Source organism: Klebsiella electrica (genome assembly GCF_006711645.1).
Taxonomy (GTDB): Bacteria; Pseudomonadota; Gammaproteobacteria; order Enterobacterales; family Enterobacteriaceae; genus Klebsiella; species Klebsiella electrica.
The window spans coordinates 2082891-2107657 of the sequence record NZ_CP041247.1 but is presented as its reverse complement, the minus strand read 5'-3'; the positions used below and the strand labels follow the sequence as shown (position 1 = coordinate 2107657).

The window sequence follows — 24767 nt, the reverse complement described above, 5'->3', positions numbered from 1 at the left end:
AGACTATGCTGTCATGTCCGTCTTCGGTGCTGTCCCATCAATACGACGGTGATGACGGTGATATTGCGGGCCGCTGGCCCGCTGGTCACATCGGACGACTTAATAACAGGGGTGGACAGTGCTGCGCCGCCTCTCCTTCCAAAAACCAGAATCCGACTCCACTGGAGATGACACTTTTCTGCCACACCTGACTTCGTGGCCAGGCTCCGTTGATATTGGTTTTCGCTCGCCCCGAAGACTATATTCTGGCCTCCCTGCGACTGTGTGACAGTCTTCATATGTGTAAAGAAGGTTGTTTTAAAGAATTCGTCTCATTTGTATAGCAGGACGGCAAAGGAAGATATGACAATACCTTCGTCTACGCACTGCTGAAAAAAGAGCGGCTGGTATACCGATAAGGCACTCTCCATCAGCACGTTTATTATGGATGGTAACACCTTAATAGCGTGTTGGCGGTACGCCAAACATCCCGCGAAACGCGAAGGTAAACGAGGCAGGAGTTGCGTAGCCAAGCTCAAGCGCAACCTGAGTCACACTGCGATTGCGTTTTAACATCACCACCGCCTCCAGCATTCGCACCCGTTTTTTCCATTCGCTGAATGCCAGACCGGTTTCCGTTTTGAAGTGACGTGTGAAGGTCCGTACTGACATACCACTTCTGGATGCCCACTCTTCAATACTGTGCGCCTCGCCCGGTGTTTTTTGTATTTTCTGACACACCTTCATCAGCAAAGGCGACTGCGGCCAGGGGACCGACAACCCGGCATCCGGTAATCGCCTTAGTAAGGTCACCAGCACCTGGACCAGTTGTGCCTCTTCACCTTCGGGCTCATACATTTCAGGCACATGTGCCGTGGCGTAGTGAATAAATTCGCGCACAAAATCACTCACGACCACCACTTTACTGCCACTGTGTTCAATGGCGGCAAAATCCGCTTCCACATACAGGCTTTCCAGCAACACGTTGCTACTGGCAAGAATACGATGCGGTATATGGGGTGGGATCCACACGCCGTAAAGGGCAGGAACAATCATCGTCTTACCTTCAATCTCTACACGCATATTCCCTTCCCGCGCATACAGAAATTCGGCAAAAGGATGCTGATGTTGATCCACCCCCGTATCGTCCTGCAAAGGGTAGGTGCGGAAGTAAACTGGTCGTGGCAGAGACAGCAAAACGGGAGCAGGTTGTCCGCTAACAGGCTGGCATGGCGGCGAAACAAGCGTGGGAGACATAAAAACTGACCTCTATTCGATGAAGTTTGTCTTGCTAACGCAGCGCAGGCAATACGGGTTTGCTGAATAATGAACCGAAATTAAGCATGTTTTACCCGGATATGAAGACGTTATCACCCATACAGCCGATCGATAACCTTTTATAGCAAAAGGTTATTCCATTGTATTGATTTACCGCAGTATTGACAGCGCCACACTTTTTCCACACCGGTTGAGCGTAAATGACGAGCAGGTTTTTCGGCTAACAAAAGAAAACATTGAAGGAAAAAAGATGGCTAACGAATGTAACGTCGATGTTATGAGTAAAGAAAGCCATTGGCAACGAATAGCGCAGGAGCTGTTATCGCAGGCCGGCATTATGATTAATGGTACCGCCCCCTGGGATATCCGAGTCCATGACACACGTTTTTTCAGACGCGTATTACAGCAAGGCTCTCTCGGCCTTGGCGAAAGCTATATGGAAGGCTGGTGGGACTGTAAGCGTCTTGACACCTTCTTTGAAAAGCTGTTGCGAGCCGAACTGGACAAGCAGCGTCCAGCTAATCTTGCCGATCTTCTTCGTATTGCATTTGCCCGGCTGACCAATCCTCAGTCCCGCAAACGGGCCTGGCAGGTTGGTGAGGTGCACTACAATCTCGGCAACGATCTGTTTAGCCGTATGCTCGATCCGCAGATGCAATATTCCTGCGGTTACTGGAAAAACACACAAGACTTGTATCAGGCTCAGGAGAATAAGCTGGCGCTGATTTGCGAAAAACTGCAGCTTAAGCCGGGCATGACGTTACTGGATATTGGCTGCGGTTGGGGTGGACTGGCTCAATATGCCGCTCAACATTATGGCGTAAAAGTCGACGGCATCACCATTTCCGCGGAACAAAAAGCGTATGCCGACGCCCGCAAGGCCGGTATGGATATCACTATCCTGCTTCAGGATTACCACGACCTGCAAAAGCAATATGACCGCATCGTCTCTGTCGGGATGTTCGAGCACGTTGGTCCTAAAAATTATGCCACCTATTTTAAAGCAGTGGATCGTTGCCTCAAACCTGATGGCCTTTTTTTACTGCATACCATTGGTTCAAATCAAACCCAGCACAATGTCGATCCCTGGATCAATAAATATATTTTTCCGAACGGTTTTCTGCCCTCCGTAAAAAATATCGCCGATACCAGTGAACCTTATTTTGTGATGGAGGACTGGCACAATTTTGGCGCCGATTACGATAAAACTCTGATGGCCTGGTATAGCCGTTTTAACGATGCCTGGTCACAGTTATCAGATAACTACTCACCCGAATTTTGCCGTATGTTTAACTACTACCTCACCGCCTGTGCAGGGGCTTTTCGGGCCAGAAACATTCAGCTCTGGCAGGTCCTTTTAGCCACGGAGTGACGGGCGGCCTTTGCGTCGCTCGCTGACACGAAAGACGAATATACCAACAGCACGACCCTGCCGTTGAATGAAAACAAAAATATACAATTATCTCTGCTGGAAGCTAAATAATATGAACGTTAATTTTTTTGTTACCTGCATCGGCGACGCGATCAAATCGCGTATGTCCCGAAATAGTGTGCTATTGCTTGAACAACTCGGCTGTAACATTACATTTCCCGAAAAACAGAGTTGCTGCGGGCAACCCGCGATCAACAGCGGCTATATCAACGATGCCGTGCCCGGTATGAAAGCACAAATCGTGGCGTTTGAAGAGAATGACTATCCGATTGTCTCACCTGCGGGCTCCTGCATGAATGCCATTCGCCATTATCCTGACTGGCTGGTTAATGAACCAGAATGGGCACTACGCGCCGCAAAAGTGGCCAGCAGAATGGTTGATCTGACCTCATTTATCGTTCACCAGCTTGGCGTGACGGACGTGGGTGCCCGTCTACCAGGCCGTGCCGTCTACCACCCTTCGTGCAGCCTGTTTCGCAAACTGGGTGTACGTGATGAACCAATGATGCTGCTGCGCGAAGTCCGGGACCTGGAGATTATCCCCTTCAATGCCCAGGAAACCTGCTGCGGTTTTGGTGGCACCTTTTCCGTCAAAATGGCGGAGATCTCCGGTGAGATGGTGAAGGAAAAGGTCGCACACATCATGGATGCCCGTCCCGATTATTTGATCGGCGCGGATGCCAGTTGTTTACTCAATATCGGTGGACGTCTGCAACGCGAAGACTACAACGTCCAGGTACTCCATATCGCTGATGTTCTGATGAGCCGATAAGGAAATAGTATGTCTCTTAAAACCAGCAATGTCCCCTTCTACGAGCGGATACAACATCAAATTGACGATTCTGTTATGCGTATTGCCGTCGCCAATGCGCAGGATCGCATTGGCCATAATCGGCAAATCGTGATTGATGAACTGGAACACTGGGATGACTGGCGCTCCCGTGCCGCTGACATTCGGGCTCATGTTCTCAATAACCTTGATGCGTATCTTTATCAACTCAGCGAAAAGATCGCCGCTAACGGCGGTAAAGTGTTTTTCGCCGATACGCGAGAAGATGCGACCCGCTATATTTTGCAGATTGCCAAAGAGAAACAGGCCCGCAAAGTCGTCAAATCCAAGTCGATGGTGACCGAAGAAATCGGCATGAATGTCGTGCTGGAGGCCGCCGGTATTGAGGTTATCGAAACAGATCTCGGTGAATATATTCTGCAACTGGCCAAAGACGCGCCCTCCCATGTCGTTGTGCCTGCCATCCACAGGGATCGCCATCAGATCCAGCGCATTTTGCAGGAAAAAATGGGCTACGAGGGCCCCGAAACGCCAGAAGCGATGACCCAGTTTATTCGTCAGAAGATCCGCGCCGACTTCCTCAGTGCGGATATTGGCATCACTGGCTGTAACTTTGCTGTCGCGGAGACCGGGACGGTCAGCCTGGTGAGTAATGAAGGCAACGCCCGTCTTTGTACTACCGTACCCAAAACACATATTGCCGTTATGGGTATGGAACGTATCGTGCCCACATTCAATGAACTGGATACCATACTGACCATGCTGGCGCGTAGCGCTGTCGGTGCGCGCCTCACCGGTTATAACACCTGGCTGACAGGCCCCAAAAACAGCATGGAGAGCGACGGACCGGAAGAATTCCATCTGGTGATCATCGATAACGGTCGGTCACAGATACTGGGATCGCCCTTCCAGGACATTTTGCGGTGTATTCGCTGCGGTGCCTGCATGAATACCTGCCCGGCTTACCGTCATATCGGTGGCCACGGATACGGGTCAATTTACCCCGGCCCGGTTGGCGCCGTCCTGACACCCCTACTCGGTGGCTACGAGGACTTCAAAAACCTGCCATATGCCTGCTCGCTGTGCACCGCCTGCGATGATGTCTGCCCAGTACGTATCCCCCTGTCATCACTGATCCTTCAGCACCGGCGCACACTGGCTGAAAGCGGGATGACCCCCTCAATGGAAAGGGGCACGGTTAAGCTCTTCAACTATGCCAACCGTCATCACGGATTGTGGAAGATCGGTATGGTGGCGGGTGCACGCACAGCGAAGATGATGATCCGTAACGGTAAGTTGCCTATAAATATCTCTGCCATCGGTAAATGGAGTGAAGCACGGGATCTGCCTGACGCTGACGGTGAAAGCTTCCGCAGCTGGTTTAAAAAACATCAACGACAGAGCAAAAAAGGAGAAAAGGCATAATGGAAAACCGTGATGCTTTTCTGCAAAAACTGGCCGGGAAACTGAGTCGTGAACCGCGCCTGGTTCCTGAACCGCTCCCGTTTAACGGACAGCCTCCGCTTAAAAGCCGGGTTGCCGGACACATTCAGCAGCATCCCTGCGAAAGTTTTGTCGAATACGCAACAAAAGTGATGCAAGCCCACTGTGAAGTGGCCCCGCTGGCGACCGTTCCCCTGGTGGCTGAACGCCTGTGCCAACATTATGGCGGCGGTCCGTTACTGATTAGCGGCGATGCGCGACTCAAAGGCACCGGTATCACGACTCATCTGCAGGATAAATTTCAGACAACGTACTGGGAGCCGTCAGACAAGGAAGATAACCTGCGTAAAGCTTCAGAGGCCAACATCGGTGTGGTCTATGCCAGGTATGGTCTGTGTGAAACTGGCGGTGTAGTGCTCTTTTCCTCGGCTTTACAGGGTCGGGCTATTAGCCTGCTCCCGACGACAACGATATTTGTCCTGTATAAAAGTCGGTTACTGCCGGGTGTGACGCAACTGGCTCAGGCTTTACGCAATCATGTGCAATCAGGAGAGGCATTACCATCCTGTATTAATCTTATTGCCGGGCCAAGTTCGACAGCAGATATCGAGTTGATTAAGGTTGTCGGCGTGCACGGACCGTTAAATGCTGTCTATCTTATCGTTGAAGATTGTTGAATCAGCCAGACATACCCTGTTTTATGGACGGCCCACAACCGTGGACATTTCCTGTCTTCACGACGAGGCCTGTTCAAAGGCCTCCGGACTGACGCCGCCCAGGTGACTGTGGCGGCGGGCGCTATCTGAATTCACAAAATGAATGAAATTCTTTAATCATTCCTTTCATGTAAGCGCCTCGTGAAGGACGTGGGGTAAAAATTAGTTTACAGAGAGGGTGACGTTCCAGGGCAACAGATCTTTCACGCGGTTGGCAGGCCAGGTATTGATGACACTGATCACGTGGTGCAGCCAGGCCTCCGGCTCGATGCCGTTGAGTTTGCAGCTTCCGAGCAGGCTGTACATCACTGCCGCACTGTCACCACCACTATCAGAGCCGAAGAACATGTAGTTACGCCGTCCCAGCGCCACCACTCGAAGTGCGTTTTCGCACAGATTATTGTCGATCTCCACCCAGCCATTGCGGCAGTATTCGTTCAGTGCATCCCATTGTTTCAGCAGGTATGCGAACGCTTTCGCCGTATCTGAGTGACGCGACAGCGTGCCCATCTGCTGTTGTATCCAGTCGTACAGCGACTGCATCAGCGGAACACTTCTGGCTTTCCTGGCTGTCAGTCGCTCTTCTGCCGGACTACCGCGGATCTCCGATTCGATGGCGTACAGCGCCCCGATACGGTTCAGCGCCTCTGCTGTTACCGCCGTTGGATGGCGAACGTGAACATCGTGGAGCTTGCGTCGGGCATGTGCCATACAGGCCGCTTCGGTTACCCGCCCGCTTTCATAAAGAGCGTTGTAACCCGCGTAGGCATCGGCCTGCAGGATACCACTGTAGTCCGCCAGATGTTGCTGTGGATGGATACCTTTGCGGTCGGGAGAGTAGGAGAACCACACGGCAGCCGGCATGGTTGAGCCGGCGTTACGATCGTCACGAACATAGACCCACAGCCGCCCGGTACGGGTTTTACCCTGACCAGGCTCCAGTACACTCACCGGCGTGTCGTCTGCATGCACTTTACCCGGCATCAGCACATAGTGGTTCAGTTCATCATACAGCGGACGAAGTTGTTCTCCCATAATGTCAACCCAGCGCCCCATCGTATTGCGGCTCAGCTCCACGCCCTGCCGGGCGTAGATTTCCGACTGACGATACAGCGGCAGGTGTTCAGCGAACTTCGCCATGATAATGCGTGCCAGCAGAGCCGGACTGGCGTAACTGCGCTCGATGGGTTTTGGTGGCAGTGGTGCCTGCACGATGCAGTCGCACCGACTGCAGGCCAGTTTTGGGCGGACCGTTTCGATTACCCTGAACGCAGTGTTGATGATATCCAGCTGTTCAGAGATGCTTTCCCCCAGCGGTTTTAGTTTGCCGCTGCAGACCGGGCATTCGGTTTCTGCCGGGGAGATAACCCGCCTGTCACGGGGGAGTGTTACCGGAAGCGCTTTGCGGGCGGGAGTGTCTGATGTTTTTGATCCCGTATCTCCGGCCATTGAGGTGAGTTGCGACTGCGCCTCGCCAAGCCTGTTCTGGAGCTCGGTTATGCGCTTTTCTGCCTGCGCGATCTTCTTTTCTATCTTCTCGCGGTTTTTCTCGCTGCTGCGGCCGAACAACATTCTCTGCAGTTTAGCGACCAGCGCCCTGAGTGAGTCGATCTCGCGGGCATAGCCGGTTATTTCACCGGACAGACGGACGATAACCGCCTGCTGTGCGATCAGCAGGGCCTTCAGTTGCTCGATGTCGTCGGGGAGTGTGTTGTTCATTCCCCTGTTTTATCACGGGTTATATCCGTATACCAGGCCGTTCCGTCCGTTTTGGATGTTGCCACGCGATCCCCTCCAGAAGCATGGACAACTGGGCGGGTGTCAGATGCACTTTCCCGTCGCGGGTCACCGGCCACACGAAGCGGCCCTGCTCGAGGCGTTTGGCGAACAGGCACAACCCGTCACGATCGGCCCACAGTATTTTCACCATTTTGCCACTGCGGCCCCGGAAGACGAAGATATGCCCGGAGAACGGGTCATCTTTCAGCGTATTCTGCACCTTCGAAGCCAGCCCGTTGAAGCCACAACGCATATCTGTGACGCCAGCGATGATCCAGATTCTGGTACCGGTTGGCAGAGTTATCATCGGGCACCGCCTTTCATTTCGCGGATTAGCGCCCGTAACAGTTCCGGAGTGAGAGGGTCAAACAGTTTTACCACACCTGATTTAAGATGCAGCTCGCACCGTGGGACGTTTTCGGGATCGCACTCAGGGCACTCATCAGGCTTGTTACGCCAGAAGGGATTTGTAACTGGTCTGATCGGCTCTGGCGTATCAGTCAGTGCCACCGGGACAGGCATGCATTCCTGTATATCATCATCGCTCAGTAAGCCGTCCTCGTACTGGCTTTTCCATTTAAACAGCAGGTTATCATTGATATCGTGCTCTCTGGCGATCCGGGCAACAACAGCACCGGGTTGTAATGCCTGCTTAGCCAGACTGACCTTAAATTCACGGCTGTAGCTGGCTCGCCGTTCTTTTCGCCATTTTTCCTCGCTGATTTCAGGGCGAGTGGATTCATTTTTTCTGTTGGCATAAAGGATGGCGTCAAGCTGAGCGAATGAGACTGAATCGGGCAATGGCCATGCGATACCGGATGCAATAAAGCGCTGAAAAAGCGTATGTATTGTGGAATGACTGAGACCGAGGCGCTGAGCGATGGCCCGGATGGTCAGTTTATCTTCAAATCTTAAACGCAGGGCATCAGGCAAATAAGAACGGAAGCAGGGAATATCTTTTGTTGTCTGGGAATTCATCGTTCGTGTCCATCAAAATAGATGGGCGCGATTGTTGCCAGACAGGACAATTTTCACAAGACGTCGCAGATGGGGCGCTTACCCTTTCATACCTTTCGGTTTCAGTGTAAATGCTTCCGTTTTACCATTGACTGGATTGGTGACATGCACCTGTATGATATTTTTTACGCTTTCGAGGTTGTGTATTAAGACAAGCGTATTATGAGTATCATCCGCACGACTCATCATGCCATCAGGAAAAGATTTATTTTCCTTTCTGATCGCTGAGAAACGAACAGGCGTATGTTTATCGACGGAAACATCAATATTTACCGGCGAGTTAACGGCCACGTTAAGATGATTGTCGGGCGATCCATAAGAGATACCATCAGGTTTACCGCTAATGCATTCCAGTGCAATGCTTTTGTACAACTTCCCGCTATCGTCGGCGAGATGTCCTTCGGCCGGTACAATAATGGCGACAGGTCTATCCAGTCTGCTACTCTTATTCCCGAGACTCTTTGCGCCCTGGCCAGACTGAGCAAAAACCATACTACTACAGGAAAACAACATTATAGCCGTTATAGAAATAAGTAATACTTTCATTTGATTATCCTTGCCTTTCTATCTAAAACATCACAAAACTGCAAAATAAACTGCTTATATTTTTAATTAATGACATCTGACACAACTATTTGAACAGGGCGTAAGCACTATCCCTGTTGGGTTTCCATGAAGCTTTATCATCGTCACCCAGCTAAATTTAGCCTTTTTCCGTTGGACTAAAGCGTTCTATAATCCGCTAACAAAACCCTATTTGCTTAGGCGTAATATGTATTCATTAAGTGTACGTATAAAAATTACGCCAATTTAACATATACCGATAGCATATTTTGATACTAACGGGATAAATATAAACTGCGCATAAACGAAAGCCAATAAAAAGATTGACACCAGAATGAAAAATCGTCGTTCAACAGCAGAAGGTTGACGCTTGATAAGCGATATGTTGATAGCCGCCACTGCGATGTTATTCAACACATTCGACATATTAAAAATAACAGAGAATAGTTATCATTCTTCATATATACATCGATGACAACGCTTTATATATGAAAGGTTAATTCAACAGTTATTTTTCCACATAGCGCAATATCCATCAAAATACGCATCGCCACGCAGATAATAATCCACGTCCGCGGCGAGCCTCGCCAACAGGTGTTCGGGGCCGGTTGATTTTGCGGCTCATCGCTATTCTCCAGAAACGTCATTCACTCACCGACGCAGGCTATGGCATGATGATTAGCATGATCAAACTCACCAAATGACATACAGGGGTGAAATGAAATCACCAGTCAAACCCCCGACGCTTTCCGATCTGAAAGCCTTTATTGCCGTCGCGGAACAGCGTAGCTTTCGGCGCGCTGCGGATTTTTCCGGCGTCACGCGTTCCACGCTAAGCCATGCTATCCGCGGACTGGAAGCGCGTCTGGGCGTTCGCCTGCTGCATCGCACCACGCGCAGCGTGGCATTGACCGAGGCAGGAGAAACGCTGCTGCGGCGCATTGCGCCGCACCTGAGCGGGCTGGAGCAAGCGCTGGAAGAGATCGCCGATACCCAGGGACAGGTCGTGGGCACGCTGCGTATTAATGGCGGGGAAGAAGCTATTCATCTGCTGCTGCAGACAATGGTGCCGGACTATATGGCGCGCTATCCCGGAGTGTCGCTGGATCTGGTCGTGGATGGTCGGCTGGTAGATATCGTCGCCGAGGGCTTTGATGCGGGGATCCGACTGGCGGAAGATGTCCCTGCGGATATGGTGGCTGTACGTTTTGGCGAAGATGTGCGTTTTCTGGCGGTGGCATCGCCGTCGTACCTGACCCGGCACCCTGCTCCGGCAAGCCCGGACGATCTGGCCCGCCATCAGTGCATTCGCCAGCGTTTACCCAGCGGTAAACGCTACCGCTGGGAGTTTTCCCGCCACGGTCAAAGCATCCAGCTGGATGTGCCGGGAACGCTGACCCTAAACAGTTCGCCGCTGATGGTGGATGCGGCGATAAAAGGTCTGGGGATCGCTTATGTCGCGGACGTACACGCCCACGCCGCGCTGGCGGATGGCCGACTGGTCAGCGTGCTGGAGCCATGGTGCCCCCCGATTCCGGGTTTGTGCCTCTGGTTTCCGGCCAACCGACATATGCCCGCCAGCCTGCGCGCGCTGATCGATCTCATGAAAGAACGGGGACGATGCTCATTGCCGCGAGGGCAAACGGGCGGTGACCTTGATTTCAAAACGGAAGCCATATAGCCAGGTGACGCCGACGCCGGTTAGCGTCGGCCAGGGGGCTTCTCCCCAGTATTCCGGCAACACCTTCCAGACCGCGTCGATAGTCGATGGCGCATCGACCAGATACACGGTGACATCAACCACATCGGCAAACGTACAGTCTGCGGCGGCCAGCACCGCATTAAGATTATCAAATGCCCGGCGGATCTCCTGCTCCAGTCCGGGTTCCGCTGAACCATCCTCCCGGCTCCCCACCTGGCCGGAAACAAACAGAAAATCGCCGGATTTAATGGCCGGAGAGTAACGGTTTTGCTCATACAGCGCCTGGCGTGCGGCGGGGAATACAATATCTGCGGACTTTCTCATCTTTTCTCCAGTTCTCCAGGGGTTTCAGGGATGATAGGCGCCCGCATTCGCTGCCGCTATGCCCGCAGACTGGCATGAGCCGGTGAATATTATTCACCAGCAGAGGATGACGGTCGCTGATGGCCGGATAAGAGAAAAACCGACGCCACCCCCTGCACTTTTTTGTCCGCCATAACCGACAACCGCAACTTAATCCTCGCGCTGCACAAGCATTGCCAGCGGCTTCGTCTCGTCCCCGTGACACAATACGCTCTCTTATTACATCCGGCATTTGCCTCCCCGCAATCCGCTTAACGGATAAGGTAATCGAAAGATGGCGAGCTATTTCTTTTCTCTTCCTGACGTCTATTTTGGTGAAAACGCGATTCAAACCTTACGTCGGCTGAACCATAAAAAGGTGGCGATTGTGACCGACGGCTTTATGGTGACCTCCGGTAAAACACGCGACCTGATTAATGAAATGCCGCAAGCCTGCGTCTCTATTTTCAGCGAGGTGAAACCCGACCCGAGCGTTGAGATCCTGCATACCGGGGCCGCACAATTTAAACGTTTTAAACCGGACGTCATTATCGCGCTGGGCGGCGGCTCTTCTCTGGATGCCGCTAAAGGGATCAAGGTTACGCTGGAAGAGTTCCTCCCCGACCACGCCATAGAGCTTATCGCCATTCCTACCACCAGCGGTTCCGGTTCAGAGGTCACCGCCTACGCCATCATCTCCGATCCGCAAAACGGCCGAAAATATCCGCTGATTGCCGAGGAACTGATCCCGGACTGCGCCATCCTCGATCCCAACCTGGTTCTCTCCGTACCGCGCCAGGTCGCCGTGGATACAGGCATGGATGTCCTGACCCATGCCATTGAGGCGCTGGTGTCGACGGGGGCCAATGATTTTAGCGACGCGCTCGCCGAGAAAGCCATTGCGCTGGTCTGGCAACACCTGCCCGACGTTTTTAGCGATGAGAATAATCTTGCGGCCCGGGGCCATATGCACAACGCCTCTTGCATGGCCGGTATGGCGTTTAATTCGGCAGGATTGGGATTAGTGCACGGCATGGCGCACGCTATCGGCGGAATGTTGCATATCCCGCACGGCAAGATTAACGCCATGCTGCTGCCCTTAGTTATTGAACACAATGCCCGCCACGCCCCGCACGCACGGATGAGATACCTGAAATGCGCCGCCATTATGGGCATCCGGGCGGCAACGCCGGAACAAACCCTGCGCGCGCTGATCGGCAGCATTCGCGATATCAATCATCATTTTGGTATTCCACCAACGCTGCAGGCGCTGGGAAAAGAGCGGGCGGCGGTGGAATCCCTGCGCCAGGCGCTGATCGCGGCAACTTTAGAGGATGGCTGCACGCAAACCAATCCCTGCCAGCCCCGCGCCGCTGATGTAGACCACTTGCTGACCGCTATCGCCGGCTAAATCTGGACAAGATTGTCCTGTGACCGGCGGAGCGTCAAAAAAGTCCTGCGCAACCGCAAAAAGGCCAACGCGGGACTGAATATGCTTGTATCGCTCTTTTCATCACTTTCAGGTTGTTGACGCTATGAATGACACCCAGCAGCAAGCCGAATTAATCGCCCGGGAAATTCTTCAGGAGCTCAGGTCCCGTGGCGCCGGGGCGGTGACCGGTTCCCCCTGCGCCGCGCAGACCTTGCGCATCCCCGTTGGTATCTCTAACCGCCACGTTCATCTGAGCCGGGAAGATATGGACATCCTGTTTGGCTATGGCGCCGCCCTCACCCGCATGAAAGCGGTAAAACAGCCGGGCCAGTATGCCGCCGAAGAGACGGTGACTCTGCGCGGACCAAAAGGGGAACTCACCAGAGTACGTGTCCTTGGCCCGCTGCGCAGCGCCACCCAGGTTGAAATCTCCGTCGCCGACAGCTTTGTCCTCGGTGTCAAGGCGCCATTGAGAATGTCCGGCGACCTACAGGACTCGCCGGGGATCGAGATTATCGGCCCGCGCGGGCGGGTCAGCAAAACGGATGGTGCGATTGTCGCCTGGCGCCATATTCATATTTCGCCCGCCGATGCCGAACGCCACGCCCTGCGCGACGGCATGGAAATTGACGTGCGTATCGACGGCTATCGCGGCGGCATTCTCAGCCACGTGGTGGTTCGGGTAAGTGCGGACGCGGTGCTGGAAATGCATGTTGATGTTGAAGAGGCCAACGGTTTTGGCTTGCGTAACGGCGATTGCGTCCAGCGCGCGTTTGTGGAACGCCGCCATGACTGACAGCACAGCAACCCGGCGACTGAATGCATTGGCGGAGCTGGTCAGCCAGGACGGATTCCGCGCCTGGTCTGGCGCGCTAAAAGTGGGTGTCGATCCGGGCACCGCCAATATCGCCATGGTTGTGCTGGATGAAAACGATAACCCCGTCGCCGGCATCAGCCATCCTTCACGGGCGGTGAAAGACGGCGTGGTGGTGGATTTCCTGACCGCCAGGCTGGTGACGCCGCCTGGCATCGCCATGCGCAGCCGCTGAGGAGAACAACGATGGATGCACAGCGACTCTCACACCGGCTCGACCGCCTCATTGCCGACCTGCTGGCTCAACGTCGGCGGCGCCTGCAAGCCCACGGCAAGGTTGTGCGCGTGGTATTAAGCGGGGAGGATCTCGCCACGCTCCCGGCGACGCTGGATTGTCTGACAGCGCTGAACGCCTGCGGCTATCTGCTGGTGATGACCTTTTCCCATAGCGCCATCCAGGCGTCGTTGCACTCCACCTGCCTGGAGGCTCTGGCGCATCGCGATGTTGAGGCGCTGTGCGACGACCGGGATCCCTGCAAGGCAGAAGATGCGTTCAGCGGCCTGTATCTGCCCGCGTTGTCCACTAACAGCCTGAGCAAAATCGCCTTAGGTATACGCGATAACCGGGTGTGCCGTTGGGCTTTTCACGCCCTGAGTCTGAACATCCCCATCATCGTCACGCTCAATGCCGAATGCCGGGACACCGCCGCCAGCCAGCTCCCCCCGGCATTGCAGGCACGGCTGACCCGTTACGTCGCCACCCTCGGGGAGTATGGCATCACGATTATCGGCCACCCCACGGCGAACCCGGCACAGAGGCGGGCAACGCGCGTCGGTAAGCCGCTGATCACCCTCAGCGATGTGCGCCAGCACCCCACAGGCGCGGTACTGTCCGTTGGACCGCGGACGCTCATCACTCCCGCCGCTCGCGATGAAATTCGCGACCGCGGTATTGTCATGGTGCAGGGTCACCAGGAGGAAATATGTATCTGGCAAAAGTAACCGGAGCCCTGGTGTCGACGACCAAGCATGCTTCGCTCAATGGTGCAAAGCTGCTGATTGTCGCCCGCCTGGATGAACACTATCAGCCCACCGGCACGGCACAGGTCGCCGTCGACTTTGTCGGCGCCGGAAACGGGGAAACGGTCATCGTCACCACCGGTAGCTCCGCGCGGATGACCACCAGCAAAGAACACTCGGTGATTGATGCTGCCGTAGTCGGCATTGTCGACTCGCTCGATCTTAACGGCCAGTAAGCGCCACGGAGGAAAGTATGCACACCACGTTGAATGCTGAACTGGATCGCCGTATCAACGATGCCATTGCGCGTCAGTTAGCGCCGCTTCCGGCCTCGCTGACGCTGACGGATGCGGCATCGCTGGCGCACTATGCCATCGATGCGGCGAACAGCGCGAAGGTGCCCATTGTTTTTAGCCTGGTGGATGCCCACGGTCTGCAGCGCTACTTCTTTAGTCAGGATAACGCCCTGCTTATCAGCCATACGCTGGCCACGCAAAAGGCCTGGACCGCCGTGGCGCTCAGGATGCCGACCCACAGGCTCGCGGCCGACGTATTGCCTGGCGCCAGCCTGTATAGCTTGTCGCATACGCAAGGTCTTTGCTGCTTTGGCGGCGGTCTGCCCTGCTGGTGCGCCGGCGTGCTGCTCGGCGCTATCGGCATCAGCGGCGGGAGCGTCGAGGAAGATATTGCGATCGCTACGCAGACTCTGGCGCGCTTCAGCCGCGAGCGTTTTTCGCTCACACCATGCAATGAGTCTCTCTAAAGAAAACGGATACAGACAGGGGTCATCATGTCGTCAGCATCACTGGTTCTGGTTATTAACTGTGGTTCATCTTCCCTCAAGTTTTCCGTCATCCCGCGCCACCAGGAGACCCCGGTGCTCTGCGGGCTGGCCGAAAAGCTGGGGCTTCGCGACGCCTGCATCACGTTCAACGATGCGCAAGGGAATAAAACCAGCGGATGGCTTAACGGCGGCAGCCATACCTGTGCGCTAAAGGCGCTGTTCGCCCGGCTCGCCGGGCAGGCGCTGCTGCCGCAGGTGTGCGCCATCGGTCATCGGGTGGCGCACGGCGGGAATGACTTCAAACATTCTGTGCGGCTTACGGCGCAGGTTATCGAGCGTATCCGGGAATTATCGGCGCTGGCCCCGCTGCACAATCCCGCCAACCTGATTGGCATTGAAGCCGCCATGGCGCTGTTACCCGAGCTGCCGCAGGTGGCGGTGTTTGATACCGCCTTTCATCAGACGCTACCGCCGGCAGCCTATACCTACGCCATCCCGCTGGAGTATTTACACCAGCATCAGGTCCGACGTTATGGCTTTCATGGCACCTCCCATCGCTTTATCGCCGCTGAAGCCGTCGCACGTCTGGGCCTCAACCCCGCCAACCACGGCATACTGATTGCCCATCTCGGCAATGGCTCGTCGGTCTGCGCGGTGAAAAACGGGCAGAGCGTCGACACCTCGATGGGCATGACGCCGCTTGAAGGGCTGGTGATGGGCACGCGCTGCGGCGATCTGGATTTTGGCGCCGCGGCCTATATTGCCCGCTGTACCGGACAGACGATTGAATCACTTTACAAGATGGTCAATAGCGAGGCGGGATTGTTCGGTCTGTCGGGTCTGTCCAGCGATTGCCGCACCCTGCAAGAGGCGCGCAGCCACGGCGATCCCCGGGCCACTCTCGCGATTGATGTCATGGTACACCGACTGGCCCGCCACCTTGGCGCCCATCTCGCTTCGCTGCATCGCTTTGATGCGCTGATCTTTACCGGCGGCATCGGGGAGAACTCGGCGCTGGTCCGGGAGCTTACCGCCGAACGGCTGGCAATATTTGGCGTGCAGCTCGACACCGCGCGCAATGCGCAAATGGTCGCCGGCCGGGAGGGCATTATCTCACTCCCCGGCTCACCGCTTGTGGCGGTTATTGCCACCAATGAAGAGCGGATGATTGCCGAAGATGCGGCTGCGCTTGCCCCTTTGCTGGAAGGGGCCGCCTGAGCGCGTCCTCAAGGTAGTCATTCGGGGAGGATTTTATTGTCCAGCTGAAAACGGGAAAACAAGAAAGTCTCTCTGCCGGGCAAAACATTTTGTCTCTGGCACCATAACATCGTAGTGCATGAATTTATTAAGTCTATGAACTCAACCTTCGTCGGTTAATTCATAACTTGCTTTTACTCTCACCTGGAAATATTGAGGTCGTTATGCAACAAGAAGCATTAGGTATGGTTGAAACAAAAGGTCTGGTTTCCGCAATCGAAGCCGCAGATACCATGGTGAAATCCGCTAACGTCACGCTGGTGGGTTATGAAAAAATTGGTTCCGGTTTGGTTACCGTGATGGTTCGCGGCGACGTCGGCGCAGTCAAAGCGGCAACGGACGCCGGCTCAGCGGCGGCAGGTAAAGTCGGTGAACTGGTCTCCGTACATGTGATTCCGCGCCCACATATTGAAGTGGAAAAAATCCTGCCGAAAGCTGTCAGTTAATAAAGCCAGAGGATACCGACCATGAGAGATAATCTTGTTGAGCAGATTATATCTGAAGTAATGCACAAACAGACTGATGATCGCGCAAATAATAAAACGCTGGCCAGCTTTATCGGTTGCGGTTTAACTGAATTTGTCGGCACGGCCCTTGGGCATACCATTGGATTAGTTATTGCCAATGTTGATCATCAATTACATGAAGTCATGAATATCGACAAGAAATATCGCTCCATCGGTATTCTTGGCGCCCGGACCGGGGCCGGACCGCATATATTTGCCGCGGATGAGGCCATTAAAGCCACCAACAGTGAAATTCTCTCCATCGAGCTGGCTCGCGATACCGAGGGCGGCGGCGGGCATGGTTGCCTGATCATTTTCGGCGCCGCCGATGTCTCCGATGTGCGCCGCGCGGTTGAAGTCGCGCTGGGCGAAATTCAACGCACCATGGGCGATGTTTATGGCTCCCCGGCCGGTCATCTGGAGTTCCAGTACACCGCCCGCGCCAGCAGCGCGCTCAATAAAGCCTTCGGCGCCCCGCTGGGTAAATCTTTCGGCCTGACCTGCGCTTCCCCGGCGGCGATTGGCGTAGTGGTCGCCGACGCCGCGGCAAAAGCCGCCGTCATCGAACCGGTGGGTTACGCCAGTCCGGCGCACGGCACCAGCTTCAGTAACGAAGTGATCTTCACGTTCGCCGGTGATTCCGGCGCGGTACGCCAGGCGGTCATCGCCGCCAGAGACGTCGGGAAACAGCTGCTGGCGACGCTCGATCCGGCGCCCATCAAATCGACCACGACGCCGTACATTTGATGGTGGCCCCCACGAGCGAAGCGAAGTAAGGAAGATACAGCATGAACGATCTTGATATTACTCAGGCCGTCTCCCGCGTGCTGAGTAAATATACCAAAACGACGGCACCAGCGCCCGAACAGCACGCGCCGGCAGCCACCACACCGCTCGATCGCGGCAGCATCGACGCGATTGTCGCCAGCGTACTGGCAAGCCAGACCGCAACCGCTGTCGACGGTAGCGCCGGTGACGGGGTGTTTGCCACCATGGATGCCGCGATTGCGGCGGCGCAGCAGGCATACATCCAGTATCGCCACTGCTCAATGCAGGATCGCGCCCGCTTTGTTGAAGGCATTCGCCAGTTTTTCCTGCAGGAAAAAATTTTGCACACGCTCTCGACCATGGCGGTGGAAGAGACCGGGATGGGAAACTATGCCGATAAGATGGTGAAAAACCGCGTTGCCGCGCAAAAAACCCCAGGGGTTGAAGATCTCATCACCGCGGCAACCAGCGGCGACGGCGGCCTGACGCTGACCGAATACTCCGCCTATGGTGTCATTGGTTCAATCACGCCGACCACCAATCCGACCGAGACCATTATCAACAATACCCTCGGTATGCTGGCCGCAGGAAACGCCGTGGTCTTTAGCCCGCATCCGCGCTCGCGTCAGGTGTCGTTACACTGCATCACGCTCATCAATCAACAGCTGGCCCGGCTTGGCGCCCCCGCCAGTCTGGTCGTCACGGTCGCCAGCCCGTCAATTGACAACACCAATGCCTTAATCGGCGACGCGCGTATCAATATGCTGGTCGCTACCGGCGGGCCGGCGATAGTCAAAACCGTGATGTCGTCCGGTAAGAAAGCGATTGGCGCCGGTGCGGGCAACCCTCCCGTCGTTGTTGATGAAACCGCCAATATCGAGAAAGCCGCCCGCGATATCATCAACGGCTGCAGCTTCGATAACAACCTCCCCTGCGTGGCGGAAAAAGAGGCCATTGTCGTCAATGAGGTGGCGGACTATCTCATCCACTGCATGAAAAAAAGCGGCGCCTGGCTGCTGTGCGACAAGCAACATATTCAGCGCTTACAGGCGCTGGTGCTGAATGAAAAAGGGAACGGTCCGAGTACCGCAATGGTGGGGAAAGATGCGCGCTACATTCTGCAGCAAATCGGTATCAGCGTGCCGGAGGAGATCAAAGTTATTCTGATTGAAACCGAGCGTGACCATCCCTTCGTGGTGCACGAACTGATGATGCCGATTTTGCCGGTGGTCAGAGTGGAAAACGTCGATGAAGCGATCGATCTGGCGGTGAAGGTGGAACATGGTCATCGTCACACGGCGATGATGCACTCTACCAACGTCGATAAACTGACCAAAATGGCGCGGCTGATCCAGACCACTATTTTTGTGAAAAATGGCCCGTCGTATGCCGGGTTAGGCGTCGGCGGCGAAGGACACTCTACATTTACCATCGCCGGTCCGACCGGTGAAGGCCTGACCTCGGCACGCTCCTACGCCAGGCACCGCCGTTGCATAATGGTTGAAGCGCTCAATATTCGTTGACTGAAGCAGGATGGCTGACCCGATCATGAAAAAACGCATTATCAACGCGCCGACGGCGGAAACGCTCGCCATGCTGAAAAGGCGGATGCCTTCGGAAGCTCGCAACCGGCTGGAAAGCATCCGCATTGACGCTATCGGGTTGATGATGTTGCCAGTACCCGATCTGTACTTTTACGCCGATCTGGCAAGTAAAAGCGCACATGTTGCGGTATCGGAGATCTTTGGCAGCTGTCCGCAGCATATCACGACGCTGGCGCTGTTCGGCGAGATCGCCGCAGTGAATGAAGCCATGCGTATTATTGAGGATGATGACAGTACGTTCTGAGAGTTCGCTTATGAAAAGAATTTTGCTACTGGCAGGCGATTTCTCTGAAGACTATGAAGTCATGGTGCCGTGGCAGGCATTAAGCATGTTAGGTTTCAGAGTGGATGTGGTGTGCCCCGGAAAACGCAGCGGGGAATATATCAAGACCGCGATTCATGATTTTGAGGGCGATCAAACCTATAGCGAAAAGCCTGGCCACCTGTTGCGCTTAACCGCCTCTTTTGATGAGGTCAGAGTGCAGGAATATTGTGGGATATATCTTGCCGGCGGCCGCGCTCCGGAATATTTACGCCTCAACCGGATGGTATTAAATATCATCCACTGTGCGAATAATATTTCGCTACCGATTGCCGCGATATGTCATGGACCACAAATTCTGGTTGCCGCCGGGATATTAAAAGGTAAAACGCTGACGGGATATTTCACTTTGAAGCCTGAAGTTGAAATGGCTGGCGGCATATGGGTGAGCGCCGCGGACCACGAGGCGGTACATGACGGCAATCTTGTCACCGCGACGACCTGGATGGCGCACCCGGAAATATTACGTCAATTTATTAGTTTAATCGGCAGCAATACTATTAGCTAGCGTACCCGGCACTACCGTCAGGTAAAAAAACTCAGGTGTGGTAATACCCCACGCTTATATCATTTCGGGAGTTATTGTATGTTAGAGAAAGGCTTTACTCATCCGACCGATCGTGTAGTAAGACTTAAAAATATGATCCTGCATGCTAAACCATATGTAGAATCTGAACGTGCGGTGCTGGCAACCGAGGCATATAAAGAGAATGAACAGCTTCCCGCTATTATGCGTCGGGCAAAAGTCGTTGAGAAAATATTTAACGAACTGCCGGTCACTATTCGCCCTGACGAGTTAATCGTCGGCGCCGTCACGATTAATCCGCGTTCAACAGAAATTTGCCCTGAGTTTTCTTATGAGTGGGTCGAAAATGAGTTCGACACCATGGCACAGCGTGTTGCCGACCCGTTTATTATTGAGAAAAAAACCGCCGATGAGCTCCACCAGGCTTTTAAATACTGGCCGGGTAAAACCACCAGTTCGCTCGCCGCCGCCTATATGTCCGAAGGGACGAAAGAGAGCATGAGCAACGGCGTCTTCACCGTCGGCAACTACTTCTTTGGCGGTGTCGGACACGTCAGCGTCGACTATGGCAAGGTACTGAAAATCGGCTTTCGCGGGATCATCGATGAAGTCACCCGCGCGCTGGAGAATCTCGACCGCCGCACTTCTGATTACATCAAAAAAGAGCAGTTCTACAACGCCGTTATTCTGAGCTATCAGGCGGCAATCAACTTCGCCCATCGCTACGCGCAGGAAGCCTCGCGCCTTGCCCGTGAAGAACGCGACCCTATCCGCCAGCGCGAGCTGGAACAGATTGCCAGCAACTGTACCCGCGTGCCGGAATACGGCGCGACAACCTTCTGGGAAGCCTGCCAGTCCTTCTGGTTTATTCAGAGCATGCTGCAGATTGAATCCAGCGGCCACTCGATTTCCCCCGGTCGTTTCGACCAGTACATGTATCCATATCTGGCGGCGGATACCGCCATCGGCAGCGAATTTGCCCAGGAGCTGGTGGACTGCTGCTGGATCAAGCTTAACGATATCAACAAAACCCGCGATGAGATTTCTGCCCAGGCCTTCGCCGGCTACGCCGTGTTCCAGAACCTGTGCGTGGGCGGTCAGACGGAAGATGGTCGCGACGCCACCAACCCACTAACCTACATGTGTATGGAAGCCACGGCCCACGTGCGTTTACCGCAGCCCTCTTTCTCGATTCGCGTCTGGCAAGGCACGCCGGATGAGTTTCTCTATCGCGCCTGCGAGCTGGTCCGTCTGGGGCTTGGCGTACCGGCCATGTACAACGATGAGGTGATCATCCCGGCGCTGCAAAACCGCGGCGTCTCGCTGCATGACGCCCGCGACTACTGCATCATCGGCTGCGTGGAGCCGCAGGCGCCGCATCGCACCGAAGGCTGGCACGACGCGGCGTTCTTCAACGTCGCGAAGGTCCTGGAGATCACCCTTAATAACGGCCGCTCGGCAGACAAACAACTGGGGCCGATGACCGGCGAAATGACCCAGTACACCGGTATGGACGACTTCTTCGCTGCCTTCAAAAAACAGATGGCGCACTTTGTGCACCAGTTGGTCGAGGCGTGCAACAGTGTCGACATTGCCCACGGCGAACGCTGCCCGCTGCCGTTCCTCTCCGCGCTGGTGGATGACTGCATTGGCCGCGGTAAATCCCTGCAGGAAGGCGGCGCGATTTACAACTTTACCGGCCCGCAGGCATTCGGCATTGCCGATACCGGCGACTCCGTCTACGCCATCCAAAAACAGGTGTTTGAAGATCGTCGCCTGACGCTTCAGGAACTGAAGGGCGCGCTGGACGCCAACTTCGGCTACCCGGTCGGCGGCACCGCGCATAGCGCGGCGGCAAAATCCTCTCTCGGCGAGCAGGATATTTACGAAGTGGTCAAACGCATTATCGACCGGCACGGTTCGCTGAATCCGGCAGAGATTAAAAACGAAGTCTATCGTCAGCTCGCCAGCACCAGTCCGGCCCCGTCGGCGGCAAATCCGCGTTATGAAGAGATTCGCCATATTCTGGAAAATACGCCGTGTTTTGGTAACGACATCGACGACGTGGATCTTGTCGCCCGCCAGTGCGCGCTGATCTACTGCCAGGAAGTGGAGAAGTACACCAACCCACGCGGCGGACGTTTCCAGGCCGGTATCTATCCGGTGTCGGCGAACGTGCTGTTTGGTAAAGACGTGAGCGCTCTGCCGGACGGTCGCCTGGCGAAAGAACCGCTTGCCGACGGCGTATCGCCGCGCCAGGGGAAAGATACCCTCGGCCCGACCGCCGCCGCCAACTCGGTAGCCAAACTGGATCACTTTATCGCTTCGAACGGCACGCTCTACAACCAGAAATTCCTGCCTTCCTCGCTGGCGGGGGAAAAGGGTCTGCGAAACTTTGGCGGTCTGGTGCGCAACTACTTCGATAAGAAAGGGATGCACGTACAGTTTAACGTTATCGATCGCAACACCTTGCTGGAAGCACAGAAAAATCCGCAGCAGCACCAGGACCTGGTGGTTCGCGTTGCGGGCTATAGCGCGCAGTTCGTGGTGCTGGCGAAAGAAGTCCAGGATGACATCATCAGCCGTACCGAACAGCAATTCTGATTTTGCCTGACCTGCCAGGGCCATACGGCGACGTATGGCCCTTTATCAGACCCGATTTTAGCGGCTGACTTGCTGTTGCCGGTGGTCGCTTTTTTGACGAGTGATGTTATGAACAGAGTCGAATACGATACCGAAGGCGTGTTATTCAATATTCAACGCTACTCCCTGCATGATGGCCCCGGCATCCGCACGATCCCCTTTTTTAAAGGCTGTCCGCTGGCCTGCAAGTGGTGCAGCAACCCGGAATCTCAGCGCCCGCAGCCCGAGTTAATCTATAAAAAAAGCGACTGTATTCGCTGCGGAAAATGCGTGGAGGTCTGTCAACAGCGGGCGCTCTCCCCTGGCAATCCGTTCTTTATCGACCGCGAACGCTGTATTCAGTGCGGCCAATGCACCGCGGTTTGCCCGACCCAGGCGCTGGAAATGAAAGGCAAACGCATGACCGTCAGCGAGGTGATGCGTGAGCTGCAGAAAGAGGAAAACTTATTTCGGCGCTCCGGCGGCGGGATTACCCTCTCCGGCGGTGAACCGCTGGCGCAACCGGAGTTTGCCCGCGAGCTTCTGAAAGCCTGTAAAGCCAAGGGCTGGCATACGGCGATGGAAACGACGGGAATGACCCGCAAAGCGGTGATTGAGGAGGTCTTTCCGTGGGTCGATCTGGCATTGACGGATATAAAAGCCGTGAACCCGACTATTCATCAACTTAATACGGGTGTTGATAACCGTACGATTCTGGAAAACCTGATTCGCATCTCCTTTATCACTCACGTTATTGTGCGCATCCCGGTGATTCCCGGCGTTAACGACAGCCCGGAGGAGATTCGCAGCATTGCTGAATTTGCCCGCCTGATGTCCGGGGTGGACACCATTCATCTCCTGCCTTATCACACCTTTGGCGAAAATAAATATACCCTGCTGGGCCGCATTTATCCCATGGGGGATGTCGGCTCGCACTCCGAAGCCAAAATGGCCGACCTGAAAAAACTCGTTGAATCGATGGGATTTCATTGCCATATCGGCGGCTAATCCTGACAACGCAAAAAATGATTTCGCGCTCTTATCCTTTGTACCCCAATCGTTAAGAGATGGCATAGCGCATCGCTTAATACAGGAAAAAAACTATGAGTGACTCTCGTGAATCAGTAACCGGACAGTGTATTGCAGAATTTCTGGGGACCGGATTGTTTCTGTTTTTCGGCACCAGCGTACTGTGTGCGGCAAAACTGGCTGGCGCCAGCTTCGGTCTTTGGGAAATCTGCATTGTGTGGGGGCTGGGGATTGCGCTGGCGGTGTACCTGACGGCGGGGATTTCCGGGGCTCATCTTAACCCGGCGGTCACCATCGCGTTATGGATGTTCGCCCGCTTTGAGGCGAAAAAAGTCGCGCCTTATATCCTGGCGCAGATGGCTGGCGCATTTTGCGGCGCCGCCCTGACCTATCTGCTGTACCACAATCTGTTCGCTGATTATGAACAGGCCCACCAGATGGTGCGCGGCAGTCAGGACAGCCTGTATCTGGCCAGCATCTTTTCGACCTATCCGGCGGCCAGCATCAGCGTCTGGCTTGCGGCGCTGGTGGAAATTGTCATTACCTCGATGCTGATTGGCTTGATCATGGCGCTGACCGACGATGGCAACGGCGTGCCGAAAGGGCCGCTGGCACCGCTGCTGATTGGCCTGCTGGTGGCGGTCATCGGTGCGGCGACCGCGCCGCTAACCGGATTTGCCATGAACCCGGCTCGTGATTTTGGCCCAAAACTGTTTACCTTTCTGAACGGCTGGGGCTCCGTTGCCATGACCGGCGGCAGAGAACTCCCCTACTTCCTCGTGCCTTTGATTGCGCCGGTCATCGGCGGGATCCTCGGCGCGGCTATCTATCGCTTCGGTATCGGGCGCAACCTCCCTGCCGCCAAAGCCGCCGGGGAGACGGCGAATCATCCGCTGTCATGATTAACCTGACGCGCCGGCACTCCGCAACGCGCTGCGGAGTGCTCCCCCCTTTTCAGCTCCGCCCCCTCTCCCCTGGCGCCATGCGACGCTTAATTCCGATGGTTCAAACACTACTCGCCCCCTCTCGCCACCGTTTTCC

General features: G+C 54.9%; 25 protein-coding genes and 1 pseudogene. 20 read left to right on the top strand and 6 right to left on the bottom strand.

Going from position 1 to position 24767, the window contains the following annotated elements; genetic code table 11:
- Positions 1–438: 438 nt before the first annotated feature.
- A complete protein-coding gene (locus tag Electrica_RS09985; RefSeq protein ID WP_266095178.1) occupies positions 439–1116 on the bottom strand; it encodes a helix-turn-helix domain-containing protein in 678 nt (225 codons plus the stop codon).
- Positions 1117–1507: 391 nt separating this feature from the next.
- On the opposite strand from Electrica_RS09985, the pseudogene cfa reads away from it, so the two are divergent.
- The 4 genes and pseudogenes from cfa (at position 1508) to Electrica_RS09965 (ending at position 5599) form a co-directional block, all read left to right on the top strand.
- A pseudogene (gene cfa / locus Electrica_RS09980) lies at positions 1508–2655 on the top strand (cyclopropane fatty acyl phospholipid synthase).
- An 86-nt stretch (positions 2656–2741) separates the two neighbouring features.
- Positions 2742–3461 (top strand): (Fe-S)-binding protein, encoded by a 720-nt coding sequence (locus tag Electrica_RS09975; protein WP_141964396.1) that lies wholly within the window; start codon positions 2742–2744, stop codon positions 3459–3461.
- Between the two features lie 9 nt (positions 3462–3470).
- Positions 3471–4904 (top strand): LutB/LldF family L-lactate oxidation iron-sulfur protein, encoded by a 1434-nt coding sequence (locus Electrica_RS09970; protein ID WP_141964395.1) that lies wholly within the window; start codon positions 3471–3473, stop codon positions 4902–4904.
- Complete coding sequence (locus tag Electrica_RS09965; RefSeq protein WP_141964394.1) at positions 4904–5599, top strand: LutC/YkgG family protein; 696 nt, start codon at positions 4904–4906, stop codon at positions 5597–5599. The genes Electrica_RS09970 and Electrica_RS09965 overlap by 1 nt, the downstream gene beginning before the upstream one ends.
- Positions 5600–5800: 201 nt before the next feature.
- Here the strand turns inward: Electrica_RS09965 and tnpC are convergent, their stop codons facing one another.
- The 4 genes from tnpC to Electrica_RS09945 all read right to left on the bottom strand — a co-directional run bounded on the left by tnpC (position 5801) and on the right by Electrica_RS09945 (position 8980).
- A complete protein-coding gene (tnpC, locus tag Electrica_RS09960) occupies positions 5801–7357 on the bottom strand; it encodes an IS66 family transposase (RefSeq protein WP_141964155.1) in 1557 nt (518 codons plus the stop codon).
- 19 nt (positions 7358–7376) lie between these two features.
- Positions 7377–7724, bottom strand: a complete 348-nt coding sequence (gene tnpB, locus Electrica_RS09955; protein ID WP_141964154.1) for an IS66 family insertion sequence element accessory protein TnpB — start codon at positions 7722–7724, stop codon at positions 7377–7379.
- A complete protein-coding gene (gene tnpA / locus Electrica_RS09950) occupies positions 7721–8395 on the bottom strand; it encodes an IS66-like element accessory protein TnpA (RefSeq protein ID WP_141964153.1) in 675 nt (224 codons plus the stop codon). Before tnpA ends, tnpB begins: the two co-directional genes overlap by 4 nt.
- A 78-nt stretch (positions 8396–8473) precedes the next feature.
- A complete protein-coding gene (locus Electrica_RS09945; RefSeq protein WP_141964393.1) occupies positions 8474–8980 on the bottom strand; it encodes a hypothetical protein in 507 nt (168 codons plus the stop codon).
- A 736-nt stretch (positions 8981–9716) separates the two neighbouring features.
- Here Electrica_RS09945 and Electrica_RS09940 point away from each other — a divergent pair.
- Positions 9717–10679, top strand: a complete 963-nt coding sequence (locus Electrica_RS09940; protein ID WP_141964392.1) for a LysR family transcriptional regulator — start codon at positions 9717–9719, stop codon at positions 10677–10679.
- Here Electrica_RS09940 and Electrica_RS09935 read toward each other — a convergent pair.
- Positions 10623–11024 (bottom strand): RidA family protein, encoded by a 402-nt coding sequence (locus tag Electrica_RS09935; RefSeq protein WP_131047854.1) that lies wholly within the window; start codon positions 11022–11024, stop codon positions 10623–10625. The genes Electrica_RS09940 and Electrica_RS09935 overlap by 57 nt on opposite strands.
- A gap of 313 nt (positions 11025–11337) precedes the next feature.
- Between Electrica_RS09935 and Electrica_RS09930 the strand changes: the two genes are divergently transcribed.
- From Electrica_RS09930 to Electrica_RS09860, 15 genes are all read left to right on the top strand, one after another.
- A complete protein-coding gene (locus Electrica_RS09930; RefSeq protein ID WP_141964391.1) occupies positions 11338–12453 on the top strand; it encodes a 1-propanol dehydrogenase PduQ in 1116 nt (371 codons plus the stop codon).
- Between the two features lie 124 nt (positions 12454–12577).
- Positions 12578–13270: a phosphate propanoyltransferase gene (gene pduL / locus Electrica_RS09925; protein WP_141964390.1), complete on the top strand. Its 693-nt coding sequence runs from the start codon at positions 12578–12580 to the stop codon at positions 13268–13270.
- Positions 13263–13523, top strand: a complete 261-nt coding sequence (locus Electrica_RS09920) for a hypothetical protein (RefSeq protein ID WP_271207527.1) — start codon at positions 13263–13265, stop codon at positions 13521–13523. Before pduL ends, Electrica_RS09920 begins: the two co-directional genes overlap by 8 nt.
- A gap of 11 nt (positions 13524–13534) precedes the next feature.
- Positions 13535–14290: a hypothetical protein gene (locus Electrica_RS09915; RefSeq protein WP_141964389.1), complete on the top strand. Its 756-nt coding sequence runs from the start codon at positions 13535–13537 to the stop codon at positions 14288–14290.
- Positions 14272–14544, top strand: a complete 273-nt coding sequence (locus Electrica_RS09910) for a EutN/CcmL family microcompartment protein (protein ID WP_004863583.1) — start codon at positions 14272–14274, stop codon at positions 14542–14544. The genes Electrica_RS09915 and Electrica_RS09910 overlap by 19 nt, the downstream gene beginning before the upstream one ends.
- Before the next feature lie 17 nt (positions 14545–14561).
- Positions 14562–15071: a GlcG/HbpS family heme-binding protein gene (locus Electrica_RS09905; protein WP_141964388.1), complete on the top strand. Its 510-nt coding sequence runs from the start codon at positions 14562–14564 to the stop codon at positions 15069–15071.
- 27 nt (positions 15072–15098) lie between these two features.
- Entirely contained in the window at positions 15099–16310 is a 1212-nt protein-coding gene (gene tdcD / locus Electrica_RS09900; RefSeq protein ID WP_141964387.1) for a propionate kinase, read from the top strand.
- Between the two features lie 203 nt (positions 16311–16513).
- Entirely contained in the window at positions 16514–16795 is a 282-nt protein-coding gene (gene grpH, locus Electrica_RS09895; protein WP_004863596.1) for a propanediol utilization system shell hexameric protein GrpH, read from the top strand.
- A 21-nt stretch (positions 16796–16816) separates the two neighbouring features.
- The gene (pduB, locus tag Electrica_RS09890) at positions 16817–17602 is read left to right on the top strand and encodes a propanediol utilization microcompartment protein PduB (RefSeq protein ID WP_100682409.1); all 786 of its coding nucleotides are present in this window, start codon (positions 16817–16819) and stop codon (positions 17600–17602) included.
- A gap of 41 nt (positions 17603–17643) precedes the next feature.
- Positions 17644–19146, top strand: coding sequence for an aldehyde dehydrogenase family protein (locus tag Electrica_RS09885; protein WP_131047848.1), 1503 nt, complete (start codon positions 17644–17646; stop codon positions 19144–19146).
- 25 nt (positions 19147–19171) lie between these two features.
- A complete protein-coding gene (locus tag Electrica_RS09880) occupies positions 19172–19471 on the top strand; it encodes a hypothetical protein (protein WP_131047847.1) in 300 nt (99 codons plus the stop codon).
- Between the two features lie 10 nt (positions 19472–19481).
- On the top strand, positions 19482–20057 hold the full coding sequence (locus tag Electrica_RS09875) for a DJ-1/PfpI family protein (protein WP_141964386.1): 576 nt from the start codon (positions 19482–19484) through the stop codon (positions 20055–20057).
- 78 nt (positions 20058–20135) lie between these two features.
- Positions 20136–22679, top strand: coding sequence for a glycyl radical diol dehydratase GrpM (grpM, locus tag Electrica_RS09870; RefSeq protein WP_141964385.1), 2544 nt, complete (start codon positions 20136–20138; stop codon positions 22677–22679).
- Positions 22680–22787: 108 nt separating this feature from the next.
- Positions 22788–23705 (top strand): glycyl-radical enzyme activating protein, encoded by a 918-nt coding sequence (locus Electrica_RS09865; RefSeq protein ID WP_141964384.1) that lies wholly within the window; start codon positions 22788–22790, stop codon positions 23703–23705.
- A 95-nt stretch (positions 23706–23800) separates the two neighbouring features.
- On the top strand, positions 23801–24628 hold the full coding sequence (locus tag Electrica_RS09860) for an MIP/aquaporin family protein (RefSeq protein WP_141964383.1): 828 nt from the start codon (positions 23801–23803) through the stop codon (positions 24626–24628).
- The last annotated feature ends 139 nt before the right edge of the window (positions 24629–24767 follow it).